Origin of the sequence: Streptomyces coeruleorubidus (genome assembly GCF_028885415.1) — a bacterium.
In the GTDB taxonomy this organism is placed as follows: domain Bacteria; phylum Actinomycetota; class Actinomycetes; order Streptomycetales; family Streptomycetaceae; genus Streptomyces; species Streptomyces coeruleorubidus_A.
Map to the genome: position 1 here is coordinate 7,998,709 of NZ_CP118527.1, position 23,761 is coordinate 8,022,469.

General features: G+C 71.6%; 18 protein-coding genes. 12 read left to right on the forward strand and 6 right to left on the reverse strand.

All coding sequences use genetic code 11. The annotated features are described in order from the left end of the window. Nucleotides 1–49: 49 nt before the first annotated feature. Together PV963_RS36975 and PV963_RS36980 are read right to left on the reverse strand one after the other, a co-directional pair. Entirely contained in the window at nucleotides 50–1,618 is a 1,569-nt protein-coding gene (locus tag PV963_RS36975; protein WP_274820814.1) for a CocE/NonD family hydrolase, read from the reverse strand. Between the two features lie 116 nt (nucleotides 1,619–1,734). Beyond that, a complete protein-coding gene (locus tag PV963_RS36980) occupies nucleotides 1,735–2,493 on the reverse strand; it encodes a hypothetical protein (protein ID WP_274820815.1) in 759 nt (252 codons plus the stop codon). A gap of 104 nt (nucleotides 2,494–2,597) precedes the next feature. Between PV963_RS36980 and ggt the strand changes: the two genes are divergently transcribed. Beyond that, on the forward strand, nucleotides 2,598–4,403 hold the full coding sequence (gene ggt, locus PV963_RS36985) for a gamma-glutamyltransferase (RefSeq protein WP_274820816.1): 1,806 nt from the start codon (nucleotides 2,598–2,600) through the stop codon (nucleotides 4,401–4,403). 73 nt (nucleotides 4,404–4,476) lie between these two features. Here ggt and PV963_RS36990 read toward each other — a convergent pair whose 3' ends face one another. Next, complete coding sequence (locus tag PV963_RS36990) at nucleotides 4,477–7,014, reverse strand: ATP-dependent Clp protease ATP-binding subunit (protein WP_274820817.1); 2,538 nt, start codon at nucleotides 7,012–7,014, stop codon at nucleotides 4,477–4,479. Nucleotides 7,015–7,193: 179 nt separating this feature from the next. Next, entirely contained in the window at nucleotides 7,194–7,961 is a 768-nt protein-coding gene (map, locus tag PV963_RS36995; protein ID WP_274820818.1) for a type I methionyl aminopeptidase, read from the reverse strand. Between the two features lie 32 nt (nucleotides 7,962–7,993). Here map and PV963_RS37000 point away from each other — a divergent pair, with 32 nt between their 5' ends. From PV963_RS37000 to PV963_RS37040, 9 genes are all read left to right on the forward strand, one after another. Next, a complete protein-coding gene (locus PV963_RS37000) occupies nucleotides 7,994–8,245 on the forward strand; it encodes a helix-turn-helix domain-containing protein (RefSeq protein WP_059422976.1) in 252 nt (83 codons plus the stop codon). A 112-nt stretch (nucleotides 8,246–8,357) separates the two neighbouring features. Beyond that, nucleotides 8,358–10,568 carry a hypothetical protein gene (locus tag PV963_RS37005; RefSeq protein ID WP_274820819.1) on the forward strand — a complete coding sequence of 737 codons (2,211 nt, stop codon included), beginning with the start codon at nucleotides 8,358–8,360 and terminating at the stop codon, nucleotides 10,566–10,568. Nucleotides 10,569–10,738: 170 nt separating this feature from the next. Next, nucleotides 10,739–11,581, forward strand: coding sequence for a nitrilase-related carbon-nitrogen hydrolase (locus PV963_RS37010; protein WP_274820820.1), 843 nt, complete (start codon nucleotides 10,739–10,741; stop codon nucleotides 11,579–11,581). Then, entirely contained in the window at nucleotides 11,578–12,864 is a 1,287-nt protein-coding gene (locus tag PV963_RS37015) for an aspartate aminotransferase family protein (protein ID WP_274820821.1), read from the forward strand. Before PV963_RS37010 ends, PV963_RS37015 begins: the two co-directional genes overlap by 4 nt. A gap of 27 nt (nucleotides 12,865–12,891) precedes the next feature. Beyond that, complete coding sequence (locus tag PV963_RS37020) at nucleotides 12,892–14,457, forward strand: PucR family transcriptional regulator (RefSeq protein WP_274820822.1); 1,566 nt, start codon at nucleotides 12,892–12,894, stop codon at nucleotides 14,455–14,457. Nucleotides 14,458–14,612: 155 nt separating this feature from the next. Further along, the gene (locus tag PV963_RS37025) at nucleotides 14,613–15,455 is read left to right on the forward strand and encodes a nitrilase-related carbon-nitrogen hydrolase (protein WP_274820823.1); all 843 of its coding nucleotides are present in this window, start codon (nucleotides 14,613–14,615) and stop codon (nucleotides 15,453–15,455) included. Between the two features lie 68 nt (nucleotides 15,456–15,523). After that, nucleotides 15,524–16,924: a dihydropyrimidinase gene (hydA, locus tag PV963_RS37030; RefSeq protein ID WP_274820824.1), complete on the forward strand. Its 1,401-nt coding sequence runs from the start codon at nucleotides 15,524–15,526 to the stop codon at nucleotides 16,922–16,924. Nucleotides 16,925–16,935: 11 nt separating this feature from the next. Next, the gene (locus PV963_RS37035; protein WP_274820825.1) at nucleotides 16,936–17,958 is read left to right on the forward strand and encodes a TIGR03842 family LLM class F420-dependent oxidoreductase; all 1,023 of its coding nucleotides are present in this window, start codon (nucleotides 16,936–16,938) and stop codon (nucleotides 17,956–17,958) included. Nucleotides 17,959–18,094: 136 nt separating this feature from the next. After that, entirely contained in the window at nucleotides 18,095–19,621 is a 1,527-nt protein-coding gene (locus PV963_RS37040; protein ID WP_274820826.1) for an NCS1 family nucleobase:cation symporter-1, read from the forward strand. 26 nt (nucleotides 19,622–19,647) lie between these two features. Here the strand turns inward: PV963_RS37040 and PV963_RS37045 are convergent, their stop codons facing one another. Next, nucleotides 19,648–20,316, reverse strand: a complete 669-nt coding sequence (locus tag PV963_RS37045) for a hypothetical protein (protein ID WP_274820827.1) — start codon at nucleotides 20,314–20,316, stop codon at nucleotides 19,648–19,650. 225 nt (nucleotides 20,317–20,541) lie between these two features. Here PV963_RS37045 and PV963_RS37050 point away from each other — a divergent pair, with 225 nt between their 5' ends. Then, nucleotides 20,542–21,051, forward strand: a complete 510-nt coding sequence (locus PV963_RS37050; protein WP_274820828.1) for a DinB family protein — start codon at nucleotides 20,542–20,544, stop codon at nucleotides 21,049–21,051. Between the two features lie 19 nt (nucleotides 21,052–21,070). On the opposite strand, the gene PV963_RS37055 is transcribed toward PV963_RS37050, so the two are convergent. Then, on the reverse strand, nucleotides 21,071–21,772 hold the full coding sequence (locus tag PV963_RS37055) for a CPBP family intramembrane glutamic endopeptidase (protein WP_274820829.1): 702 nt from the start codon (nucleotides 21,770–21,772) through the stop codon (nucleotides 21,071–21,073). 94 nt (nucleotides 21,773–21,866) lie between these two features. Here PV963_RS37055 and PV963_RS37060 point away from each other — a divergent pair, with 94 nt between their 5' ends. Continuing rightward, on the forward strand, nucleotides 21,867–23,693 hold the full coding sequence (locus tag PV963_RS37060; RefSeq protein ID WP_274820830.1) for a gamma-glutamyltransferase family protein: 1,827 nt from the start codon (nucleotides 21,867–21,869) through the stop codon (nucleotides 23,691–23,693). Nucleotides 23,694–23,761: the final 68 nt, after the last annotated feature.

Below are 23,761 nucleotides of genomic sequence, written 5' to 3' on the forward strand. Positions count from 1 at the left end.
CGGGGGCGGCGGTTCACATCGGCCAGGCCCGTCCGGCGGCAGCCGGAGATCACTGCTCGCGCAGCGGAACCGACACGTACGACGGGTCGTTCGCCGGCGAGGAGAAGGTCAGCTGCGCGCCGGACGGGTTGTGCTCGATGTAGAGCGGGTCGACCGTGTCGACGACCAGGGCGAGGCGATGCCCGGCCGGGACGTCGTAGGCCGTGGAGTACAGCTCCAGGTCGACGCCGAACGGCTTTTTGGGGGTGCGCCCGTGGAAGGTGTACGGCGCGCCGGCGACCAGCTTGCCGAGGCCGAGCGGCCCCACGTCGTACAGGTAGGCGACGAGGGTGCCGCTCTCCTTGGTCGGGGTGAGGGTCGTGTGCAACTTCGCCGTCCCGCGCACCTGTTGGGCCGTGGCGTACTTCTCCGACTGCCACACGGCGGCCCAGCGGCGGGGGAGCAGGGGGATCGAGGCCGTCGGGGGCAGCTGGGCCACCTGGTCGAGGATGCTGGACAGGAAGACGACTCCGCCGTCGGCGCCCGAGTTCACGTTCGTACGGATCGTGGTCGTGCCCGCGAGGTCGATCTTCCGCTTCGTCGCGCCGACCGACTTCCAGTCCGGGTAGCCCTCGTAGCCGCCCGCGGAGCGGGACTTGAGCTGGACGGGCTGTTCGCGGTCGATGCCGTTGTCCTCGCCCCGCAGGTAGTGGTCGAACCAGCGCTCGGTGTCCTTCCACACGTCGTTGGGCAGCCCGAACAGGCCGGTCAGCTCGGCGGTGGCGTGGTCTCCGGGGCGCATCTCCAGCCGCTTCGGGCCGGTCAGCTTCTCGTAGAAGTCGGCGTACTGATTGGGCGGGAAGACCGTGTCGCCCCAGGCGTTGGCGAGCATGATCGCCGCGCCGTTCTTGTTGATCTGGTCGACATAGGTCGCAGCGGAACGTTTCTTCCCCCAGGCGATGAGCTCCGGCTCCTTCGCCAGGTTGGAGGCGTAGAAGTCGTCGAAGACCTGCCGGAGTTCGGCGCTCTGCCGGCCCGTGACCAGGCTCGCGCCGTCCAGCAGGGCGGCGGCCTGGACGTGCTGGGTGCGCCCGGAGTAGATCGAGCCGATCAGGTCGGCCCAGCCGCTCAGCGAGGCGACCGCGCGGACCCGTTTGTCGTGCGCGGCGGTGAGCAGGCTGATGCCGGCGCCGTAGGAGACGCCCGCCATGCCGATGTGCCCGGCGTCCGAGGGGGTGTTGGCGAGCGCCCAGTCGATGACCTTCGAGGCGTCGGCGATGTCGGGCGGGCCCGCGACTTCTATCTCGCCGCCCGACTGCCAGAAGCCGCGCACGTTGTAGGTGACGACGACGTACCCGGAGTCGGCGAGCTTCTGGGCCTGGGCCAGATACTCGACCTGGGGCAGACCCCAGCTCGTGGGCATGACGAGCAGCGGGTAGCGGTGCGTGCCGTCGGCGCCGGCCGGGGTGACGACATTGGCCTTGAGGACGGTGCCGCCGTCGCCGGTGATGTCGACGAACCGGATCGGGTTCGGCGCCGCCTGGACGGTGGGGGCGAGTCCGAGGGCTGTGCCGGCGACCAGGGTCGCCGAGACGGCGCCTACGGCGGTGGTGCGCAGGGCCTTGCGGTGGTGTCCCACGGGTCACTCCTCACTCGTGTAAGTGCAAAGTGACCAGAAGGTAACCTCACCCCCTTACCGCTGGTAACCCGTCGGTAAGTTACGTGCCAGTAACGATTGTTGAGGAGTGGAGGACTTCAGGAGGCCCGGTGGCTGCCCCGTGGAGTCGCAGTGGCGGGCAGCGGGGTCTGTGCCGCGCGCGTCACGTCCTCCACCATCTCGACGACGTCCGGCCCGTACGCCTGCGAGTTGATCACCTTCAGCAGCAGCACGAACGAGTTGTTGCCGTACTTGCGGGCCAGCCGCTCGTGGTTGCGTGCGAGGTAGCGGGTGGCCGCCTGGTTGGTGATGGCGCGCTGGCCGCAGAAGAGGAACACGGGACGCGTCTCGCGGCGGTCGCCGGCGGTGAGCCGGGCCAGCAGGACGTACTCCGTGATGCCCGGGTCCATGCGGTAGCGCTCGCCGCCGATCTGGAAGGCGCCCCGGTCCGGGCCCGGTTCGGGGTCGATGTTGACGCGCACGCCGGGCAGCATGGCCGCCATGTGGGCCATCATGCGCCGATTCGACCCCGGGCCGCCGACGCAGAACTCCGTGCGCTCGCCGAAGCCCTGATGGGCCGTGTCCTGGGTGACCACGTGGACGTGCGCCCCACAGTCCTTGATCAGTGCGGAGAGCTCCAGGAGCGCGAACACGTCGAAGCGGTGCACCGCCGGTTCCGTGGCGGCCGGATCGCGGTTGACGACGAGCAGTGACTCGGAGTTCTCGGGCAGCCCCAAAAAGGCCTGCTTGCGCCGGAGTTTCCGCTTCCACAGGTACGTACGGGCGATCCAGCCCAGCGCGGCGCTGATACCCGCCGCGACCACGCCCAGGACGATGTTGCGCACGTCGTCATTCATGGGCGCGCATGGTAGCGGGCCCGACGCACCGGTGTTCGACGCGTTCCTGACGCGGCCATGGCGATGAATTAAGCTGCGCGGACGGCCTTTCACTGGAGGTGCGGATGCGTCGCCCTGTCGCACGGAATCTGACGGTCCTGGCGGTCTCGGCCGCCGTGGTGGTGTCGGTGGGAGCGGCGGCGCCGCCCGCCGCGCAGAGCACCGGCGGTGAGAAGACCCCCCTGGCCGTCGGCTACGGCGGCGCCGTCTCCAGCGTCGACCCGGACGCCTCCGCCGCCGGGATCGAGGTCCTGCGCAAGGGCGGCAACGCCGTCGACGCGGCCGTCGCCACAGCCGCCGCGCTCGGCGTCACCGAGCCCTACTCGGCCGGCGTCGGCGGAGGCGGCTACTTCGTCTACTACAACGCCAAGTCCCGCACGGTCCACACCATCGACGGCCGCGAGACCGCCCCGCTGACCGCCGACAAGAACCTGTTCGTCGAGAACGGCAAGCCCGTCCCCTTCGCCCAGGCCGTCAGCAGCGGCCTGAGCGTCGGCACGCCGGGCACGCCCGCCACCTGGCAGACGGCGCTCGACCGGTGGGGTAGCGAGCGGCTCGCGAGCGTCCTGAAGCCGGCCGAGCGGCTCGCCCGTGACGGCTTCACGGTCGACGAGACCTTCCGCTCGCAGACGGCGTCCAACGAGACCCGCTTCCGCTACTTCCCGGACACCGCCGAGCTGTTCCTGCCCGGCGGACGGCTCCCCGTCGTCGGCTCCACCTTCAAGAACCCCGACCTCGCCCGCACCTACGCGGAGCTGGCCCGCAAGGGCGTCGGCGCGCTCTACCGCGGTGACATCGGCCGGGACGTCGTCGACACGGTCAACAAGCCGCCCGTGGACCCGGCCTCCGGCTGGAACGCCCGCCCCGGCGACCTGTCCGAGAGGGACCTGGCCGCCTACCGTGCCAAGCTCCAGGCACCCACCAGGTCCTCGTACCGCGGCCTCGGCGTCTACTCCATGGCGCCGTCCTCCTCCGGCGGTACGACGGTCGGTGAGGCGCTCAACATCCTGGAGCGGACCGACCTGTCGAAGGCGAGCCAGGCGCAGTATCTGCACCGCTACATCGAAGCCAGCCGGATCGCCTTCGCGGACCGGGGCCGCTGGGTGGGCGACCCGGCCTTCGAGGACGTACCGACGAAGGAACTGCTGTCGCAGCGTTTCGCCGACTCGCGCGCGTGTCTGATCAAGGACGACGCGGTGCTCAAGAGCCCTGTGGCGCCGGGTGATCCGCGCGATCCGAAGGCGTGCGGCTCCGGTGGCACGGCCGCTCCCACCACCTACGAAGGTGACAGCACCACGCATCTGACCGTGGCCGACAAGTGGGGGAACGTCGTCTCTTACACCCTCACCATCGAGCAGACGGGCGGCAGCGGGATCACCGTGCCGGGGCGGGGGTTCATCCTCAACAACGAGTTGACGGACTTCTCCTTCACTCCGGCGAACCCCGCGGTGCACGACCCGAACCTGCCGGGGCCGGGGAAGCGGCCGCGGTCGTCGATGTCGCCGACGATCGTGCTCGACCGGCATGACAGGCCCGTGGTGGCGCTTGGGTCGCCGGGTGGGGCGACGATCATCACGACGGTTCTGCAGACGCTTACCGGGTTCCTCGACCGGGGGCTGCCGTTGGTCGACGCGATCGCGGCGCCCCGGGCCAGTCAGCGCAATGCTGCGCAGACCGAGCTGGAACCGGGGCTGTACGACAACGCCGGGTTGAGGAAGCAGCTGGAGGCCATCGGGCACTCCTTCAAGTCGAACCCCGAGATCGGTGCGGCCACGGGGGTGCAGCGGTTGCCGGGTGGGAAGTGGCTTGCGGCGGCTGAGACCGTGCGGCGGGGCGGGGGGTCGGCGATGGTGGTGCGGCCTGTGCGTTGAGTGCCGTCTGACGGGGCGTGGGGGCTGGTCGCGCCCACGCGGCGGAGCCGCATATCGTCACAGCCCCGCGCCCCTAGGACGAAGGCGTTGCCGTCTCTCGAGTCTGAAACGCCAAGTGGCCGTCCTCCACGTCCACCGTCACCTGGCCGCCCTCCGCGACCCTGCCGTCCAACAACAGTCGTGACAGCTCGTTGTCCACCTCGCGCTGGATCGTGCGGCGCAGCGGGCGGGCGCCGTACTCCGGCTGGTAGCCGTGTTCGGCCAGCCATTCCACGGCTCGGTCGGTGAAGGTCACCGAGATGCCCTTGCTCTGCACAAGGGACCTGGTGCGGTCCAGCAGGAGGTTGGTGATGCGGCGCAGCTGTTCCGTGCTGAGCTGGCGGAAGACGACGATCTCGTCGATGCGGTTGAGGAACTCGGGGCGGAAGTGCTCGCGCAGGGGGCGCAGGATCTGTTCGCGCCGGGCCTCCTCGTCCGCGTCGGCGCCGCCCGACGCGAAGCCCACGGAGGCGCCGCGGCGGGTGATGGCCTCGGAGCCGAGGTTGCTGGTCATCACGATGACCGTGTTGGTGAAGTCGACCGTGCGGCCCTGGGAGTCGGTGAGGCGGCCGTCGTCGAGGACCTGGAGCAGGATGTTGAAGACGTCCGGGTGGGCTTTCTCCACTTCGTCCAGCAGGAGCAGCGAGTACGGGTGCCGGCGGACGACCTCGGTGAGCTGGCCGGCCTCCTCGTGGCCGACGTAGCCGGGCGGGGCGCCGACCAGGCGGCTGACGGTGTGCCGTTCCTGGTACTCGCTCATGTCGAGGCGGACCATGCGGTCCTCGCTGCCGAACAGGGCCTCGGCGAGCGCCCGGGCCAGTTCGGTCTTGCCGACGCCGGTCGGGCCGAGGAACAGGAAGCTGCCGATCGGACGGTCGGGGCTGGCCAGCCCGGCGCGGGAGCGCAGCACGGCGTCCGAGACGACCCGCACGGCCTCGTCCTGGCCGACCACCCGCTCGTGCAGATGCTCCTCCAGGTGCAGCAGGCGGTCCTTCTCCTCCTGGGTGAGGCTGCTGACCGGGATGCCGGTCTGCCGGGACACCACCTCGGCGATCGCCTCGGCCTCGACGACCAGATCCTGGCCCTCGTCGATCTCGTGGTCGCCGCCCGCCTGGGTGATCCGCAGCTTCAGGTCCACGATCCGGTCGCGCAACTGGGTGGCCTGCTCGTACTGCTCGTCCGCGACCGCCTGGTCCTTGTCCCGGGTCAGCTGCTCCAGCTCCCGCTCCATGGTCCGTACGTCGGTGCCCTTGGTGCGGGCGCGCAGCCGGACCCGGGCACCGGCCTGGTCGATCAGGTCGATCGCCTTGTCGGGCAGCCGGCGGTCGGTGAGGTAGCGGTCGGACAGCTCCACGGCGGCGACCAGCGCCTCGTCGGTGTAGCGGACCTGGTGGTGGGCCTCGTAGCGGTCCTGGAGGCCGCGCAGGATCTCGATCGCGTCCGCCGCGGTCGGCTCCGGCACCATGATCGGCTGGAACCGGCGGGCCAGCGCCGCGTCCTTCTCGATCCGGCGGTACTCCTCCAGCGTGGTGGCGCCCACGATGTGCAGCTCGCCGCGGGCGAGGGCCGGCTTGAGGATGTTGCCCGCGTCCATCGAGCTGCCGTCACCGCCACCGGCACCGGCGCCCACGACCGTGTGCAGCTCGTCGATGAAGATGATCAACTGCTCGGAGTGGGCGCGGATCTCGCCGACGATGTTGTTCATCCGCTCCTCGAAGTCACCCCGGTAGCGGGTGCCCGCGACCACGCCCGTCAGGTCCAGGGCGACCACGCGCCGCCCGGTCAGCACGTCGGGCACGTCCCCCTCGGAGATGCGTTGCGCCAGCCCCTCCACGATGGCGGTCTTGCCGACGCCCGCGTCACCGATCAGCACCGGGTTGTTCTTGCCGCGGCGGGAGAGCACCTCGACGGTCTGCTCGATCTCCTGGTCCCGGCCGATCACCGGGTCGATACGGCCCTGCCGGGCCAGTTCGGTGAGGTCACGGCCGTACTTGTCCAGGGTCGGCGTGTTCGTCGGGCGCGGGCGCTCGGCCTGCGGGGGCTCCGGCGCCTCGGGCGGGCCGGCGGGGGCGAAGCGGGCCGCGTTCAGGATGTGCCCGGCGGCCGAGTCCGGGTTCGAGGCCAGGGCGCTGAGCACGTGCTCCGGCCCGATGTAGCCGTAGCCGCGGGCCCGGGCCATGTCGTGCGCGTCCAGCAGGGCGCGCTTGGCGGCCGGAGTGAGGGAGAGGGCGGTCGGCGGCGGTGTGTCGTCCGGGGTGTGCTGGGCCGGGCCCGACCGCTCGTCGATCTGCGATGCCAGCGAGTCGGGGTTCGCGCCGGCCTTGCTGAGCAGGGTCCGGGTGGGCTCGGTGGCCAGCGCCGCCCGCAGCAGGTGTTCCGTGTCGAGGTCCCGGCTGCCGTGCTCCGCGGCGTACTGCGCGGCGCCGCGGACGAGCTCCCGGGCCGGCTGGCTGAGCAGTCGGCCGATGTCGATCTGCCGGGGACCCGGACGCGGTCCGCCGAAGAAGCGTGCGAGGAATTCTCCGAAGGGATCCGAGCCGTAGCCCTCCGGGCTGGTGAAGCCGCTGCTCATGGGCCTTCCGTTCCCGGCGTCCCCGGCGCGCGGGCGGGGGACGCCCTCGCTGGTCGACGTGCCGGGGTCGGGTAACCCGGGTGGCAGCCCGTTACACCTGGGGCGCGCTCGTAGAACACCTTCGCACGATCGTGGACAAGGGGCACCTTCGGGGCATACCCGGGTGATCCCGGCGTTCTTCAGCGCGCGGTCAGGATCCTCGGTCCCGACTCCGCGATCGCCACCGTGTGCTCCGCGTGGGCCGCGCGGGAGCCGTCGTCCGTCTTCAGCGTCCAGCCGTCGAGAGCCGCGTGGAAGCCGTCCGTGCCGCCTGCGATGACCATGGGCTCGATCGCCAGCACCATGCCGTGCCGCAGCCGCATGCCGCGCCCCGGGCGGCCCTCGTTCGGCACCGACGGGTCCTCGTGCATACGGCGGCCGATGCCGTGGCCGCCGAAGCCGTCCGGGATGCCGTAGCCCGCCGCGCGGCAGACGGTGCCGATCGCGTGGGCGATGTCGCCGATGCGGTTGCCGACGACGGCGGCCTCGGTGCCGACCGCGAGAGCCCGCTCGGCGGTCTCGATCAGGCGCAGGTCGGCCCGGCGCGGGGTGCCCACGACGAAGCTGAGCGCCGAGTCGCCGACCCACCCGCCCAGTTCGGCGCCGAAGTCGATGGAGACCAGGTCGCCGTCGCGCAGCCGGTAGCGGTCCGGGACGCCGTGCACGATCGCGTCGTTGACCGAGACGCAGAGGACGGCGGGGAAGGGGGTGGGTGCGAAGGACGGCCGGTAGCCGAGGAAGGGCGAGGTCGCTCCCGCCTCGCGCAGCACGTCGTGCGCCACCTCGTCCAGTTCCAGCAGGGAGACGCCCACGTCGGCGGCCTTCTGGGCGGCCGTCAGGGCGCGGGCGACGACCTGGCCCGCCTCGTACATGGCGTCGATCGATGCATCGGTCTTCAGCTCAACCATGCCAATTACTATACCGGTATTAGAATGGGGGGATGGTGCGCACCCCTCTCACCCCCGAAGAGCGCGAACGCGGCGAGCGGCTCGGCCGGCTCCTGCGTGCGGCGCGTGGCGACCGGAGCATGACGGAGGTCGCCGCGAGCGCGGGCATCTCCCCGGAGACGCTCCGGAAGATCGAGACCGGGCGGGCTCCGACCCCGGCCTTCTTCACCGTGGCCGCACTGGCGGGCACGCTCGGGCTGTCGATGGACGAGCTGGCCGGACAGTGCGTGCTGGTGCCGGTCTGACGGCGCGGCGCTGAGGTTCCTGCGCCCCGTGTGAAAACTGCTTGTAGCACTGCCGTAACACGGCTGGTGTTGCCTACTGGGCGGAGTGCTCCGGTCGGGCGGGAGTTGAGCGATGGCGGCGGATCGGCTCCCGGATGAAGTACGGGAGTTCGCGCATTACCTGGACGGTCTGCTGGCACGCCTGGACCCGTCCGGCGGCTGGTGCGCGGTGTTCTGGCAGCGTGACCCCGAGGGCATGCGGGCCTGTCTCGACGGGCGTGAGATGCCGCCCTGGGACGTGGTCGAGGCGCTGTTGCAGGACCTCGCCGGGCAGTACGGCCCGGGGGGCGCGGGTCCGGAGACGGAACGCGCCCGGTCCCTGCATGCCGTCGCGACCGCCGCGTACGACGCCCGGCCCGGCGGCCGCGACGCCCTCGGGGACCGGCTCGACGTCATGCTCCGCGAACAGAAATACGCCGCCGAACGCCAGGCGGACCTGGCCCGCCTCCTCGCCACCGCCACCACCCGCGAACAGGCCGACACCCTCCGCCTCGACCTCGCCTGGGCCCACGACGACCACGAACGCGCGACAGCGCGCTGCGCGGAACTCCGAGCGCGGATGGCCGACTTGGACCGCCGCGAGCGGGGTGTGTCCCACGGAGCGTGGGGTCCCGGGGACGGTCGGAGTGGTGGTGTGGCGGGGGCTGCCGTTGGTATGTCCCGCGGCGCGGGCGCGGCGCAGGACGCGGCTTCAAGCGGGCGCGGCCCGCGCGGCGGTGGGTCCCCGGACGACGACGGCACCTGGTCGGGCGCGTGGCGCAGGCCGAACGGCGGGGGCTTCGCAGGGGCGGACGCGGTTTCCCGGCCGGGATCCGACGCGGGGGCGAGTTCCGGTGCGGCGGCGGAGGAGGGTGGTCAGGAGGACGGCGGTCGCGGGTATGCGGGTGGCGGTTCGGTGTCGGACGGCGGCCGGGGGTATGCGGGTGACGGTCCGCTGTCGGACAGCGGTCGCGGCCATGCGGGTGGTGGCCCGGTGTCGGACCGGGGCCGTATGCGATCGGCCTCTCGCGGCCCGTACGACCCCGGGACGCCGGCCACGCCCTGGCACCGGGCCGAGCCGACGTCAGCCGTGACGGGTGCCGCCGGTCGTCATGACCCCCGGCATGCGGACGCCGGCGCGGAGGCGGAGCGCCGGGCCGGTGCCCAGGACCGCGAGTATCAGGCGGGCGGGGCCACCTCCGGGGAAGGGGCGGTCGGCGGCATCCCCGGAGCTTTCGCGGCTCCGGGCGGCCGGGCTGATGCCCAGGGACGTGAGTATCAGGTGGACGGGGTCACGTCCCCGGAGGCTGCGGGCGGTGGCGTGCCCGGTGCCTTTGCGGCTCCGGGCGGTCGGGCTGATGCCCAGGGCCGCGAGTATTCGGCCGGTGGGGCCGTGTCCCGGGAAGCCGCAGTCGGCGGTGCTGCCGGCGCCTTCCAAACCCCGCCCCGAACCGACCGCACGTCCCGGGAAACCGCAGCCGCCGCCACGCCCGGCGCCTTCACCGCGCCGGCCCCGGCACCGGCCGACTCCGAGCCCGCAGCCCCCCAGCCCGCCACCCCCAAGCAACGCAAGCGCCGCCGCGGCAGTGCCCGTTTCGCCGGGATGGTCGAGGAGGACGCCGCGCCCGTCGTCGTGCCGTCCGCTGCCGTGCCGGTGCTCCCCGATCCCGCCCCCGTGACCGGCCGCCGTACACCGCGTGGTGCGCGGTTCGCGGGGGCCGCCGAAGAGATGGGGGAGGAGCGGGCGGCGGAGCCGCGGGGCGTGGCCGTCGGTGCGGCGGAGCGGAGGGATGTCGCGCGGGCCGTCGAGGCCCTCGCGCGGCTGCGGAAGGAGGGACGCAGCGGCGAGGCGCATGCCCTGCTGGTGGAGGCCACGTCCTGGACCCCGGCCCGGTTTCCGCTGCTCGCGGACGAGCTGGAGCGGGCCGGACTGGGCGCGGACTGGCAGACCCTGCTCTGGGAGGCCGCCTCGCTGCCCGCCGGGCGGCTGGTCGCCGCGGCGGACGCGCTGGGCGCGGCCGGGCGCGTGGCCGACGGGCAGCAGATCCTGCGGCAGGGGGTCGCCCGGCCCCCGGGCGAGGTCGGACAGGCCGTCCTCGGACTCGTCGCCGAGGGGCGTCACCGCGAGGTGCGCGCGCTGCTCGACGCGTACGTCAGAGTCCGCACCCCCGAGGAGGCGGCCCGCAGCGCCGAGCCCGGTCCGCAGACCCTCGTACCGCTCCTGCTGGAGGCCGCCCAGGGCGTGTCGGAGGAGCGCCGCTGGGACCTCCTCCACGCCCTCCGGGTCGCCGGATTCCCTGCCTGACCGGGCATGTCGTGCCCCCGGCGACTCACCCACAGGAGTGCGAATCGCGCCCGGCACCGCGGGTTGGCGACGATGGTCTTGGCAAGCCCGGGCCGGAGGCTTACGTTCGTGGCTCTACGGCCCGCTTCTACGGGCGTAGAGGCGCTGACGTCGCGTCGAAGGAGCAGCTCATGGCCAACGTCGTACGTGCCGCCCTGGTCCAGGCCGCCTGGACCGGCGACACCGAGTCCATGGTGGCGAAACACGAGGAGCACGCCCGCGAGGCGGCCCGCCGGGGCGCGAAGATCATCGGTTTCCAGGAAGTCTTCAACAGCCCCTACTTCTGTCAGGTCGAGGAGCCGGAGCACTACCGCTGGGCCGAGCCCGTGCCCGACGGGCCGACCGTGCGGCGCATGCGGGCGCTCGCGCGCGAGACCGGCATGGTGATCGTCGCGCCGGTCTTCGAGGCGGAGCAGCCCGGCTTCTACTACAACACCGCGGCCGTGATCGACGCCGACGGCACCTACCTCGGCAAGTACCGCAAGCACCACATCCCGCAGCTCAAGGGCTTCCGCGAGAAGTTCTACTTCAAGCCCGGCAACCTCGGCTGGCCCGTCTTCGACACGGCGGCCGGCAAGGTCGGCGTCTACATCTGCTACGACCGCCACTTCCCGGAGGGCTGGCGGCAACTCGGCCTGTCCGGAGCCCAGCTCGTCTACAACCCCTCCGCCACCCACCGCAGCCTGTCGTCCCACCTGTGGCGGCTGGAGCAGCCCGCGGCCGCCGTCGCCAACGGGTACTACATCGCCGCGATCAACCGCGTCGGACAGGAGGAGTACGGCGACAACGACTTCTACGGGACGAGCTACTTCGTCGACCCCCGCGGGCAGTTCGTGGGCGACGTCGCCAGCGACAGCCAGGAGGAGCTCGTGATCCGCGACCTGGACCTCGACCTCATCGAAGAAGTGCGGCAGACGTGGGCCTTCTACCGCGACCGCCGCCCCGACGCCTACGAAGGACTGGTGCAGCCGTGACCAACGACCTGCTGGGCCGCCACCGGGCCGTGCTCCCCGACTGGCTCGCCCTCTACTACGAGGAGCCCCTGGAGATCACCCACGGCGAGGGCCGCCACGTCTGGGACGCCCACGGCAACCGGTACCTCGACTTCTTCGGCGGCATCCTCACCACGATGACCGCGCACGCCCTGCCCGAGGTGACCAAGGCGGTGAGCGAGCAGGCCGGGCGGATCATCCACTCCTCGACCCTCTACCTCAACCGGCCGATGGTCGAACTCGCCGAGCGGGTCGCCCAGTTGAGCGGCATCCCGGACGCCCGCGTCTTCTTCACCACCTCCGGGACCGAGGCCAACGACACCGCCCTGCTGCTCGCCACGACGTACCGGCGCAGCAACACGATCCTGGCGATGCGCAACAGCTACCACGGCCGCTCCTTCAGCTCGGTCGGCATCACCGGCAACCGCGGCTGGTCCCCGACCTCGCTGTCCCCGCTCCAGACGCTGTACGTCCACGGCGGCATGCGCACCCGCGGCCCGTACGCCCATCTCGGCGACGACGACTTCACCGCCGCCTGCGTCGACGACCTCGTCGACCTGCTCGGGCACACCCGCCCGCCCGCCGCGCTGATCGCCGAACCCATCCAGGGCGTCGGCGGCTTCACCTCACCCCCGGACGGTCTGTATGCCGCCTTCCGCGAGGTGCTTCACGAGCGCGGCGTCCTGTGGATCGCCGACGAGGTGCAGACCGGCTGGGGCCGCACCGGCGAGCACTTCTGGGGCTGGCAGGCCCACGGGCGCAACGGGCCGCCGGACATCATGACCTTCGCCAAGGGCATCGGCAACGGCATGTCCATCGGCGGTGTCGTCGCCCGCTCCGAGATCATGAACTGCCTCGACTCCAACAGCATCTCCACCTTCGGCGGCACCCAGATCACCATGGCGGCGGGCCTCGCCAACCTCAACTACCTGCTGGAACACGACCTCCAGGGCAACGCCCGGCGGGTCGGCGGCATGCTCATCGAGCGGCTGCGGGCCGCCGCCGCTCAGGTGCCGGCCGTACGGGAGGTGCGCGGCCGCGGGCTGATGATCGGCATCGAGATCACCAAGCCGGGGACCGACGAGGCCGATCCGCAGGCCGCGGCGGCCGTCCTGGAGGCGGCCCGCGAGGGCGGCCTGCTGATCGGCAAGGGCGGCGGCCACAACACCAGCGCCCTGCGCGTCGCCCCGCCGCTGTCCCTCAACGTCGCGGAGGCCGAGGAAGGCGCCGCGATCTTCGAGAACGCTCTGAGGAGCATCCAGTAGCAGTGAACTGAACAAGGGAACGGCACGATGACCATCACCTTGGATTCCCTGGGACCCGCGCTGTCGGTCCGGCAGGTCCTCGCCCTGGAGCGGGTGCTCGCCGGGGAGCCCGAGGTGGTGGCCGGCGCGAGCCATCTCGACCGGCCGGTGCGCTGGGTGCACGTCGCCGAGGCCGCCGACGTCGGCGTGATGCTCAGCGGCGGCGAGATGGTCCTCACCACCGGCGTGCTGCTCGCCGGCGACGAGGACAAGCAGGCCGAGTACGTCCGGTCGCTGCACCGCGCGGAGGCCGCCGCCGTCGTCCTCGGACTCGGCCGCGCCTTCCCCGCCGCACCGGACGTGATGCGCCGGGCGGCCGAGCGCTGCGGACTGCCGATGGTCGTCCTGCACCGGCCCTTCCCCTTCGCCGAGCTGACCGAGGAGGTCCAGTCGCGGCTCGTGCGGCGCAAGTTCGCCGCCGTCAGCCTCTCCGAGGCCGTCCGCACCGAACTCACCGCCCTCATCACCGCGGGCGCCCCGCTGCAACGCCTGCTCGACGAGGTCGCCCGGCACAGCGCCTGCCCGGTCGTCGTCACCAACCTCGCCCACCGCGTCCTCGGCACGGCGGGGGAGCGGCCGGCGGTGGACGACGTGCTGCGCGACTGGGAGCGCATAGCCCGCCAGGCCGGCGGCACCGAGGGCGACGGCTGGATCCGGGCCGAGCTGGGCGGACGCGGGGAGCGGTGGGGCCGGATCGTGCTGTGCGGCTACCGGGGCGACACCGCCACCGGACGGCTGCTGGCCGACCGCGCCGCCGAGGCCCTCGTCCTGCACCGCATGCTCGGCGGCGCCGCCGCCTGCTCCTGGGAGGAGCAGTCCGCGCAGAGCTTGCTGACCGACCTGGTCAGCGGCATCGTACCGGCGCGGCAGCTGCTGCCCCGGGCGCGCGCGGCCGGGCTGCCGGTCAACCGGCGGACGTTCGTGCCGCTCGTCGTCCGCGACACAGACACCGCCCGACTCGACCGGCTGCTGCGCCTGCTGGGCCTGCCCGGGCTGGTCGCCGAACTGGCCGACGGAGCCACCGCCGTGCTGCTCAGCCTCCCCCGCGACCAGGACGCGGACGCGCTCGCCGCGCACTTCGCGGCCCGGCTGCGCACCGAGTCCGGCCCGGCCCGCACGGTCGTCGCCGCGGCCGACCCCCGGGCCGTCTGGGACGACGTACCGGCCGGACTGCGCGAGGCCCAGCACGTGGCGGACGCCGTCGCCGACTCCGCCGCCGCCCTCGTTCTCCCGCCGGTCGTCCGCCTGCGGGACGTCCACCTGCGGGGCCTGATCCGCCTGCTGCGCGACGACCCGCACGTGCAGTCCTTCGCGGAGCGGGAGCTGGACGGGCTGCTGCGCGAGACCGACGAGGACCTGCTGTCCGTCCTGCGCACCTACCTAGCCACCGGCCGAAACAAGTCCCGGACCGCCCAGCTCCACCACGTCTCGCGGCCCGCCCTCTACCGCCGCCTGGAAGTCATACAGGTCCGTCTCGGGGTGGACCTCGACGACTTCGAGCAGGCCGCCTCGGTGCACATCGCACTCCTCGCGCATGACGCGCAACAGCAGTGAAACACCTGACCACCTGGGAAAACGGCGGTGAAACATGGGCTCACGGCAGGGTGACACGGTGACACGCCGCACGCCCGCAGACGTGACACGGTGCAACTCAAAGAGCACGTCCCGGCTTCCTAGGCTCACGGCACACCGAGCGACCGGAGGTCCCGATGAGCCGAGTGATCCGTGCCGCCGTCTTCCAGACCGCCTGGACGGGCGACAAGGAGTCGATGATCCAGGTCCACGAGCAGGCGGCCCGCGACGCCGCCGCGCAGGGTGCTCAAGTCCTGTGCTTCCAGGAGCTGTTCTACGGACCGTACTTCTGCCAGGTCCAGGACCCGGCCTTCTACGACTACGCCGAGCAGATACCCGAGGGCCCGATCGTCCGCCGCTTCCAGGCCCTCGCCAAGGAGCTGGGCATCGTCCTGGTCCTGCCGATGTACGAGGAGGAGCAGCCCGGGATCCTCTACAACACCGCCGCCGTGATCGACGCGGACGGCTCCTACCTCGGCAAGTACCGCAAGACACACATCCCGCAGGTCAGGGGCTTCTGGGAGAAGTTCTACTTCCGCCCCGGCAACTCCGGCTGGCCCGTCTTCGAGACGGCCGTCGGCAAGGTCGGCGTCTACATCTGCTACGACCGGCACTTCCCCGAGGGCTGGCGCGCACTCGGCCTCGCGGGCGCCGAGATCGTCTTCAACCCCTCGGCCACCTCGCGCGGCCTGTCCGGCTACCTCTGGCAGCTGGAGCAGCCGGCGGCGGCCGTCGCCAACGAGTACTTCGTGGGCGCGATCAACCGGGTGGGGGTGGAGGAGTACGGCGACAACGACTTCTACGGGACGTCGTACTTCGTCGACCCGGAGGCCCAGTTCGTCGGCGAAGTGGCGAGCGACAAGGAGACGGAACTGGTCGTCCGCGACCTGGACATGGCCAAACTCCGAGAGGTCCGCGACCGCTGGCAGTTCTACAGGGACAGGGCGCCTGGAACATACGGTCCGCTGACCGACCTTTAGGGGCGCGGGGAACTGCGCGACCAGCCACAGTCAACCGGCACGTACCGACTGCGAGGAGCGACCACGACATGAGCCGTACAGTCATCCGCGGCGGCCTCGTCATCACCGCATCCGACGAGATCCACGCCGACGTCCTGATCGAGGACGGCCGCATCGCCGCCCTCGCCACCTCCGGCACCCCCGCCGCCGAGGCCTTCACCGCAGACCGGACGATCGACGCCACCGGAAAGTACGTCATCCCCGGCGGCGTCGACGCCCACACCCACATGGAGCTGCCCTTCGGCGGCACCTTCGCCTCCGACACCTTCGAGACCGGCACCCGCGCCGCCGCCTGGGGCGGCACGACCACGATCATCGACTTCGCCGTGCAGAGGGTCGGGCACGGCCTGCGCGAGGGCCTGGACACCTGGCACGCCAAGGCGGAGGGCAACTGCGCCATCGACTACGGCTTCCACATGATCGTCTCCGACGTGAACCAGGAGACGCTCAAGGAGATGGACCTGCTGATCGAGGAAGGCGTCACCTCCTTCAAGCAGTTCATGGCCTACCCGGGCGTCTTCTACAGCGACGACGGCCAGATCCTGCGCGCCATGCAGCGCTCCGCCGAGAACGGCGGACTGATCATGATGCACGCCGAGAACGGCATCGCGATCGACGTCCTGGTCGAGCAGGCGCTGGCCCGGGGCGAGACCGACCCGCGCTACCACGGCGAGGTCCGCAAGGCCCTGCTGGAGGCCGAGGCCACCCACCGCGCCATCAAGCTCGCGCAGGTCGCGGGCGCGCCCCTGTACGTCGTGCACGTCTCGGCGATGGAGGCGGTCGCCGAACTGGCCCGGGCCCGCGACGAGGGGCTGAACGTCTTCGGGGAGACCTGCCCGCAGTACCTGTTCCTGTCCACCGACAACCTCGCCGAGCCGGACTTCGAGGGCGCGAAGTACGTGTGCAGCACCCCGCTGAGGCCCCGCGAGCACCAGGCCAAACTCTGGCAGGGGCTGCGCACGAACGACCTCCAGGTCGTCTCCACCGACCACTGCCCCTTCTGCTTCGTGGGCCAGAAGGAACTCGGCCGGGGCGACTTCTCCAAGATCCCCAATGGCCTCCCGGGCGTCGAGAACCGTGTGGACCTGCTCCACCAGGCGGTTCTCGACGGGCACATCTCGCGCCGCCGCTGGATCGAGATCGCCTGCGCCACCCCGGCCCGGATGTTCGGCCTGTACCCGAAGAAGGGCACCATCGCGCCGGGCGCCGACGCCGACGTCGTCATCTACGACCCGCACGCCGAGCAGGTCATGTCGGCCGAGACCCACCACATGAACGTCGACTACTCGGCGTACGAGGGCAAACACGTCACGGGCCGGGTCGAGACGGTCCTCTCGCGCGGCGTACCCGTCATCACCGAGCGGGAGTACACCGGGCACGCCGGGCACGGCGTCTTCACCCCGCGTTCCACCTGTCAGTACCTCAACTAGGAGTGGTGCGGATGGACTTCGGACTCGTCCTGCAGACCGACCCGCCGGCCTCGCGGGTGATCAGCCTGATGAAACGCGCGGAACGCAACGGATTCTCCTACGGCTGGACCTTCGACTCCGCCGTGCTGTGGCAGGAGCCGTTCGTGATCTACAGCCAGATCCTGGCCAACACCACGAAACTGAAGGTCGGGCCGATGGTGACCAACCCGGGCACCCGCACCTGGGAGGTCACCGCCTCCACCTTCGCCACCCTCAACGACATGTACGGCAACCGCACGGTCTGCGGCATCGGACGCGGCGACTCCGCGATGCGTGTGGCCGGGCGCAAGCCCAACACGCTGGCCCGGATCAGCGAGGCCATGAAGGTCATCCGGGCCCTCGGCAGCGGGCAGGAGGCCGACCTCGGCGGCGGCACGGTCGTCCGGTTCCCGTGGATCAGGCCGGGCGCCGAACTCCCCGTGTGGATGGCCGCGTACGGCCCGAAGGCCCTGAAGATGACCGGCGAGGAGGCCGACGGGTTCATCCTCCAGCTGGCCGACCTGTATCTGACCGAGTACATGGTCAAGGCCGTGAAGGACGCGGCCGTCGCCGCCGGCCGTGACCCGTCCGAGGTGACCGTCTGCGTGGCCGCCCCCGCCTACGTCACCGAGGACGACTCGCCCGAGGCGCTCGCCCACGCGCGCGACCAGTGCCGGTGGTTCGGCGGAATGGTCGGCAACCACGTGGCCGACCTGGTGTCCAAGTACGGGGAGCACTCCGCGGCCGTCCCCGACGAACTCACCGACTACATCAAGGCGCGGGAGGGCTACGACTACTCCCACCACGGCCGCGCCGGCAACCCCGACACCCAGTTCGTGCCCGACGAGATCGTCGACCGGTTCTGCCTGATCGGCCCGGCCGAGAAGCACGTCGAGAAGCTGAACGCGCTGCGCGCGCTCGGCGTGGACCAGTTCGCCGTCTACGACATGCACGACGCGCAGGAAGCCGTGATCGACGCGTACGGATCACGGGTGATCCCGGCCATCAACGGCTGACCCCCTTCGCGGCACCCCCTTTGATCTCCCCCTTCCCTCGGCCCGGGAAGGGGGCCAGGACGCTCCCGAGCGCACCCCCCCATCGGCATCACCCGCACGGCCTTTCCCGTCCCACCTCCCCTGATTGGCCCGGCCCATGACCGATACCGCTCCCACGGCCCCACCGCCGCCCACCCAAGTCACCCTCGCCGACGGCCGGGTGGAGATCGCCCCCGGCGCCCCCGCGCCGAGCGGTCCCTACGCCAACGAGGACCTGCTGCCGGTCCCCGTCGAGAAGCGCACCTGGACCACGTACAACTTCTCCGCGCTGTGGGTGGGCATGGCCCACAACACGGCCTCCTGGACCCTGGCCTCCGGTCTCATCGCCGTCGGCATGGACTGGAAGCAGGCGGTGTTCACCATCGCCCTGGCCAATGTGATCGTGCTGATACCGATGCTGCTCACCGGGCACGCCGGACCCAAGTACGGCATCCCCTTCCCGGTCTTCGCCCGGGCCTCCTTCGGCATCCGCGGGGCCAACCTGCCCGCCGTGGTACGGGCGCTGGTGGCGTGCGGCTGGTTCGGCATCCAGACCTGGATCGGCGGCGAGGCCATCTACTTCCTGGCCGGCAAGCTCGTCGGCAGCGGCTGGACGGACGCGGCGAAGGTCGGCGGCTACGCCTGGACCATGTGGCTGTCGTTCGCGATCTTCTGGGCGCTCCAGGTCGTCATCATCTACCGCGGCATGGAGACCATCCGCCGCTTCGAGAACTGGGCGGCGCCCTTCGTGCTCGTCGGCGCGTTCGTGATGCTGTGGTGGATGAGCGACAAGGCGGGCGGCTTCGGCCCGCTGCTCGACCAGCCGTCGAAGCTCGGCTGGGGCGCCGACTTCTGGACGCTGTTCGCGCCCGCGCTCATGGGGATGATCGGTTTCTGGTCCACGCTGTCGCTGAACATCCCCGACTTCACCCGCTACGGCAAGAGCCAGAGGGCACAGACCTGGGGCCAGGCCCTCGGTCTGCCGACGACGATGACGCTGTTCGCGTTCCTGTCCGTGATGGTCACCTCCGGCTCGCAGGCGGTCTACGGCGAGGCGATCTGGGACCCGGTGAAGCTCGCGGCCAAGACCGACAACACGGTGGGCCTGCTCTTCGCCCTCGTCACCGTCCTGGTGGCGACACTGTCCGTCAACGTCGCGGCCAACCTGGTCTCGCCCGCGTTCGACTTCTCCAACATCGCGCCCCGCAGGATCAGTTTCCGCGCCGGTGCCCTCGCCACCTGCGTACTCGGGGTGCTGATCTTCCCGTGGAAGCTGTACTCCGACCCGCAGGGCTACATCTTCACCTGGCTCGGCCTGGTCGGCGGCCTGCTCGGCACGGTCGCCGGCATCCTCATCGCCGACTACTGGATCCTGCGCCGCGCCAAGCTCGATCTGGCCGACCTGTACCGCACGGGCGGCCGCTACTGGTACGAAGGCGGCTGGAACTGGCGGGCCGTCGTCGCCTTCGTGGCCGGCGGGGTCCTCGCCGTCGGCGGCGCCAGTTTCAAGCCGCTGATCGACGGCCGCCCCATCCCGGCACTGGCCGGCCTGGCCGACTACGGCTGGGCGGTGGGCCTGGGCACGTCGATGCTGCTGTACCTGCTGCTGATGGCGGCACGGGGCCGGGACCGGACCATCGTCTGACCGCGGACACGGACGCTGGAGGACGGTCAGCCCTTGCCGCCCTCCAGCGCGGCCACCGCTTCCTTCGCGGCCTTGATGGCGCCCTTGTTGATCGTGTCCGTGCTCGGCGCCTTCTTCGACTCGAAGTCGCTGCCGTTGTACGTGACGACCACCAGCGCGTTGGAGGCGCGGACGAACACCTGGCCCTCGCGGGTCTCCTGCTTGTCCTCGGTGGTGAGGTTGACGATGGAGTACGCGGTGTCACCCAGACCGGGGACGGCGCCTCCGCCGCTCTTCTCCTCGGTGCGCCCCTTGTAGGCCTTCTCAGCGGCCTCGTCCGACTCCATCACCTCGAAGGACACGTCGAGCCAGCGGTAGTTGTACCCCTTGAGCGCGTTCCAGGAGCAGGTGCGGCGCAACTCCGAGTCCGTGGACGGGATCTCCTTCCCGGCCGTCTTGGCACCCGGCACCAGCGACTCGACCGTCTTCTTGGCGACGCTCTCGCACGGCGCCGGCGCGGCCGAGTAGGCCTTCGACACCGTCGACGTCGACGGGGCGGACGCGGACTGGGTCCCGGTCTTCTCGTCGGCAGGCTTGTGCTCGGCGGCCTGCGGCGCGGCGAGCGGACCGGACGACAGTGCCCAGCCCGCCGCGGCGAGCACGGCCACCGGGGACAGGCGTGCGGTCAGGGCCAGGGGCAGAGGTAGGGAACGCACGGCGCCCTTCTCATGGGGGGACGGACGGTGCGGATCAGGTCCGCACGGCGGACGGGACGACAGTTTCACATGACTCTCCGTGGTGCGAAAGTATGAACTCGCTCCGTGGCTGCGTGGTGACGGTGACTCACTGTCGACGGTCGTGGTTTCGGTCGGTTCGGCGGCCACTGGGTGGTTTGTCGGCGCACGGGTCGCGCAGGAGCCGGGCCGCTTATCGTTGCGGACATGGTCTTCCAGCCGTCGACGGAACCCGCCGTCTTCCACGCAACGCTCCGCGACCAGTTCGAGACGTTCCTCGATGAGCATCGCTCCGCGCTTCACGGCAGTCTGAACGGGCTGACCGAAGAGCAGGCACGCCGGTCATTGGTCACGTCCAAGACCACGCTGCTCGGCCTGGTCAAGCACGCCACGTTCGTCGAGAAGGTCTGGTTCGACGAGGGGACAACCTGCCGGTCCCGTGCCGAGATCGGCATTCCCGACACGCCCGACGAGTCGTTCGACCTCCACGACGACGACACGATCGCCTCGGTCCAGCACGCCCACCAGCAGGCGTGCGCGGCATCCCGGCGCGCCACGGCAGAGCTGACGCTGGACGACCTCGTACCGGGCAACCGCCGGGGCCCACTGCCACTGCGCTGGGTCTACCTCCACACACTGCGCGAACTGGCCCAGCACTGCGGCCACGCCGACATCCTCCGCGAGCAGGTCCTCGGCGGCACGACATCCCACGGCTGAAGCGGGGACTGTCCGACGTTCACAGCACGCCCCCCTCGCCCCTCCATCGAGGTACGGCCCAGGCCAGCACGTAGCCGAAGCCGTTGAGGGCCCAGTGCAGCGACGCGGGCGCCAGCAGGCTTCCGGACCGGCGCCGCAGCTCGCACAGGACGACCCCGGCCGCGGTTGTGGCGACCACGGCGGCCGCGACCGACAGCGCGGTGCCTGCCGCTCCGGTGCCGAGGACCGCCGCGGCCGCGTTGGCCCGGCTCAGCCCGCGCGAGGGAAGCACGTGCCAGAGCCCGAACAGCACTGACGACACCGCGGTGGCCCAGGCGGTACCGCGCCGACGCCGCACCATGGCCCACAGGACACCGCGGAAGGCGATCTCCTCCAGCAGCACGGTGCCGACCGGCACCCGGACCAGCACCCGCCACAGCAGCTCCCCCACGGTCAGGCCGGCGGCGCGTTCGTCCTCGAACGCCTCCCTGGTGGCCGGCAGGGCAAGCCCCACCAGGAAAACGGCGAGAACCGCGCCCACCAGGACCGCTGACCACCGCAGCCCCCGGTACAGGGCGACCGTGTCGAGCCCGAGATCGGCGCGGGTGAGACCGTCCCACCGGGCGATCAGCAGCAGCGCCGCAGCCGCGGCCACGCAGGTGGGTACGTAGGCGCCGGGCGCGAGCCAGTTGTTGAGCAGGTTCGCGCCCACCAGGACGGCGAGGACACAGAACATCCGCATGGTGTCACCAGCATCCCGCTATCCGCTCCGTCAGTCCGGGTAGGGAAGGGAGACCACCGGCAAAAAGGTGACGTGATTCGACCTGTGAGGCCATATGTTCACCACCCGCCCGACCCTCCAGGGCACCTTCGGCATGGTGTCCTCCACGCACTGGCTCGCCTCGCAGTCGGCGATGGCCGTCCTGGAGGACGGCGGCAACGCCTACGACGCGGCCGTGGCGGGCGCGTTCGTGCTGCATGTCGTCGAGCCGCACCTCAACGGCCCGGCCGGTGAGGTGCCGATCCTGCTCGCCCCGGCCGGCGGCGAGGTACGGGTGCTGTGCGGGCAGGGTGTCGCACCGGCCGGGGCGACGGTCGCCCACTACCGGGGCCTCGGCCTGGACCTCGTCCCCGGCACCGGGCCGCTCGCCGCCGCCGTGCCGGGCGCGTTCGACGCCTGGATGCTGCTGCTGCGCGACCACGGCACCAAGCCCCTCGCCGACGTCCTGAAGTACGCCATCGGATACGCCGAGCACGGGCACCCGCCCGTGGAGCGCGTCGGCGAGACCGTCGAGACCGTACGCGAGCTGTTCGAGACGGAATGGACCTCGTCGGCGGAGATCTACCTGCCCGGCGGGAAGGCCCCGCGCCCCGGCGAGCTGCTGCGCAACCCCGCGCTCGCCGCCACCTGGAAGCGCCTGCTCGCCGAGACCGCCGGGGCCGGGGACCGGGAGGCGCGGATCGAGGCCGCCCGGGAGGTGTGGCGCTCCGGCTTCATAGCCGAGGCCCTGGTACGGCAGGCCCGGCACCCCACCATGGACACCAGCGGCGAACACCACACCGGCACCCTCACGGCCGCCGACCTCGCCGGCTGGTCCGCGACCTACGAGACACCGGTGTCGTACGACTGGAACGGCTGGACCGTGTGCAAGCCGGGCCCCTGGAGCCAGGGCCCGGTCCTCCTCCAGCAGCTCGCCCTGCTCCCGCCCGAACTGCCCCGCCACGGCTCGGCCGACTACGTCCACCTGCTGGTCGAGAACTGCAAACTCGCCATGGCCGACCGGGAGACCTGGTACGGGGACGCCGCCGACGTGCCACTCGACGACCTGCTGTCCGACGCGTACAACACGGCCCGCCGCGCTCTCGTCGGCGATCAGGCCTCCCACGACCTGCGGCCCGGCAGCCCCGGCGGACGCACCCCGCGGCTGTGCGCGCACGCGCGCGTGGCGGCCGCCGCACAGCGGGGCGCCGCCGCCCCGGGCGTCGGCGAACCGACCGTCGCGAAGAGCCCGGCGTCCCCCGTGCCCGGCGAACCGGAGGTCGGCGACGACGGGACCACCCGCGGCGACACCTGCCACCTCGACGTCGTCGACCGCTGGGGCAACATGCTCTCGGCCACGCCCAGCGGCGGCTGGCTCCAGTCCAGCCCCGTCGTGCCCGGACTCGGCTTCCCGCTCGGCACCCGGCTCCAGATGGCCTGGCTGGAGGAGGGCCTGCCCAACTCCCTCACCCCCGGCCGCCGCCCCCGCACCACGCTGACGCCCTCGATCGCCCTGCGCGAGGGCGTGCCCGTCATGGCGTTCGGCACCCCGGGCGGGGACCAGCAGGACCAGTGGCAGCTGCACTTCCTCCTGGCGGTCGCGCTGCGCGCCCAGGTGCGCGGCGGCCTGGACCTCCAGGGCGCGATCGACGCCCCGAACTGGCACAACGACAGCTTCCCCGGCTCCTTCTACCCCCGCGGCATGCGCCCGGGCAGCGTCACCGTGGAGTCCCGCACGGACCCGGCCGTCGTCGAGGAGCTGCGGCGGCGCGGCCACCGGGTGACCGTCGGCGGCCCCTGGTCGGAGGGCCGGCTCTGCGCGGTCGCGCGGGACCCGGACACGGGCGTCCTGTCGGCGGCGGCGAACCCGCGCGGCATGCAGGGCTACGCCGTCGGGCGGTGACCCCGCCGAGGCCCCTGGCCGCACATCCCGCGCGGACCCGTCGCTGTTCATCGCGCTGCCACCCGGAG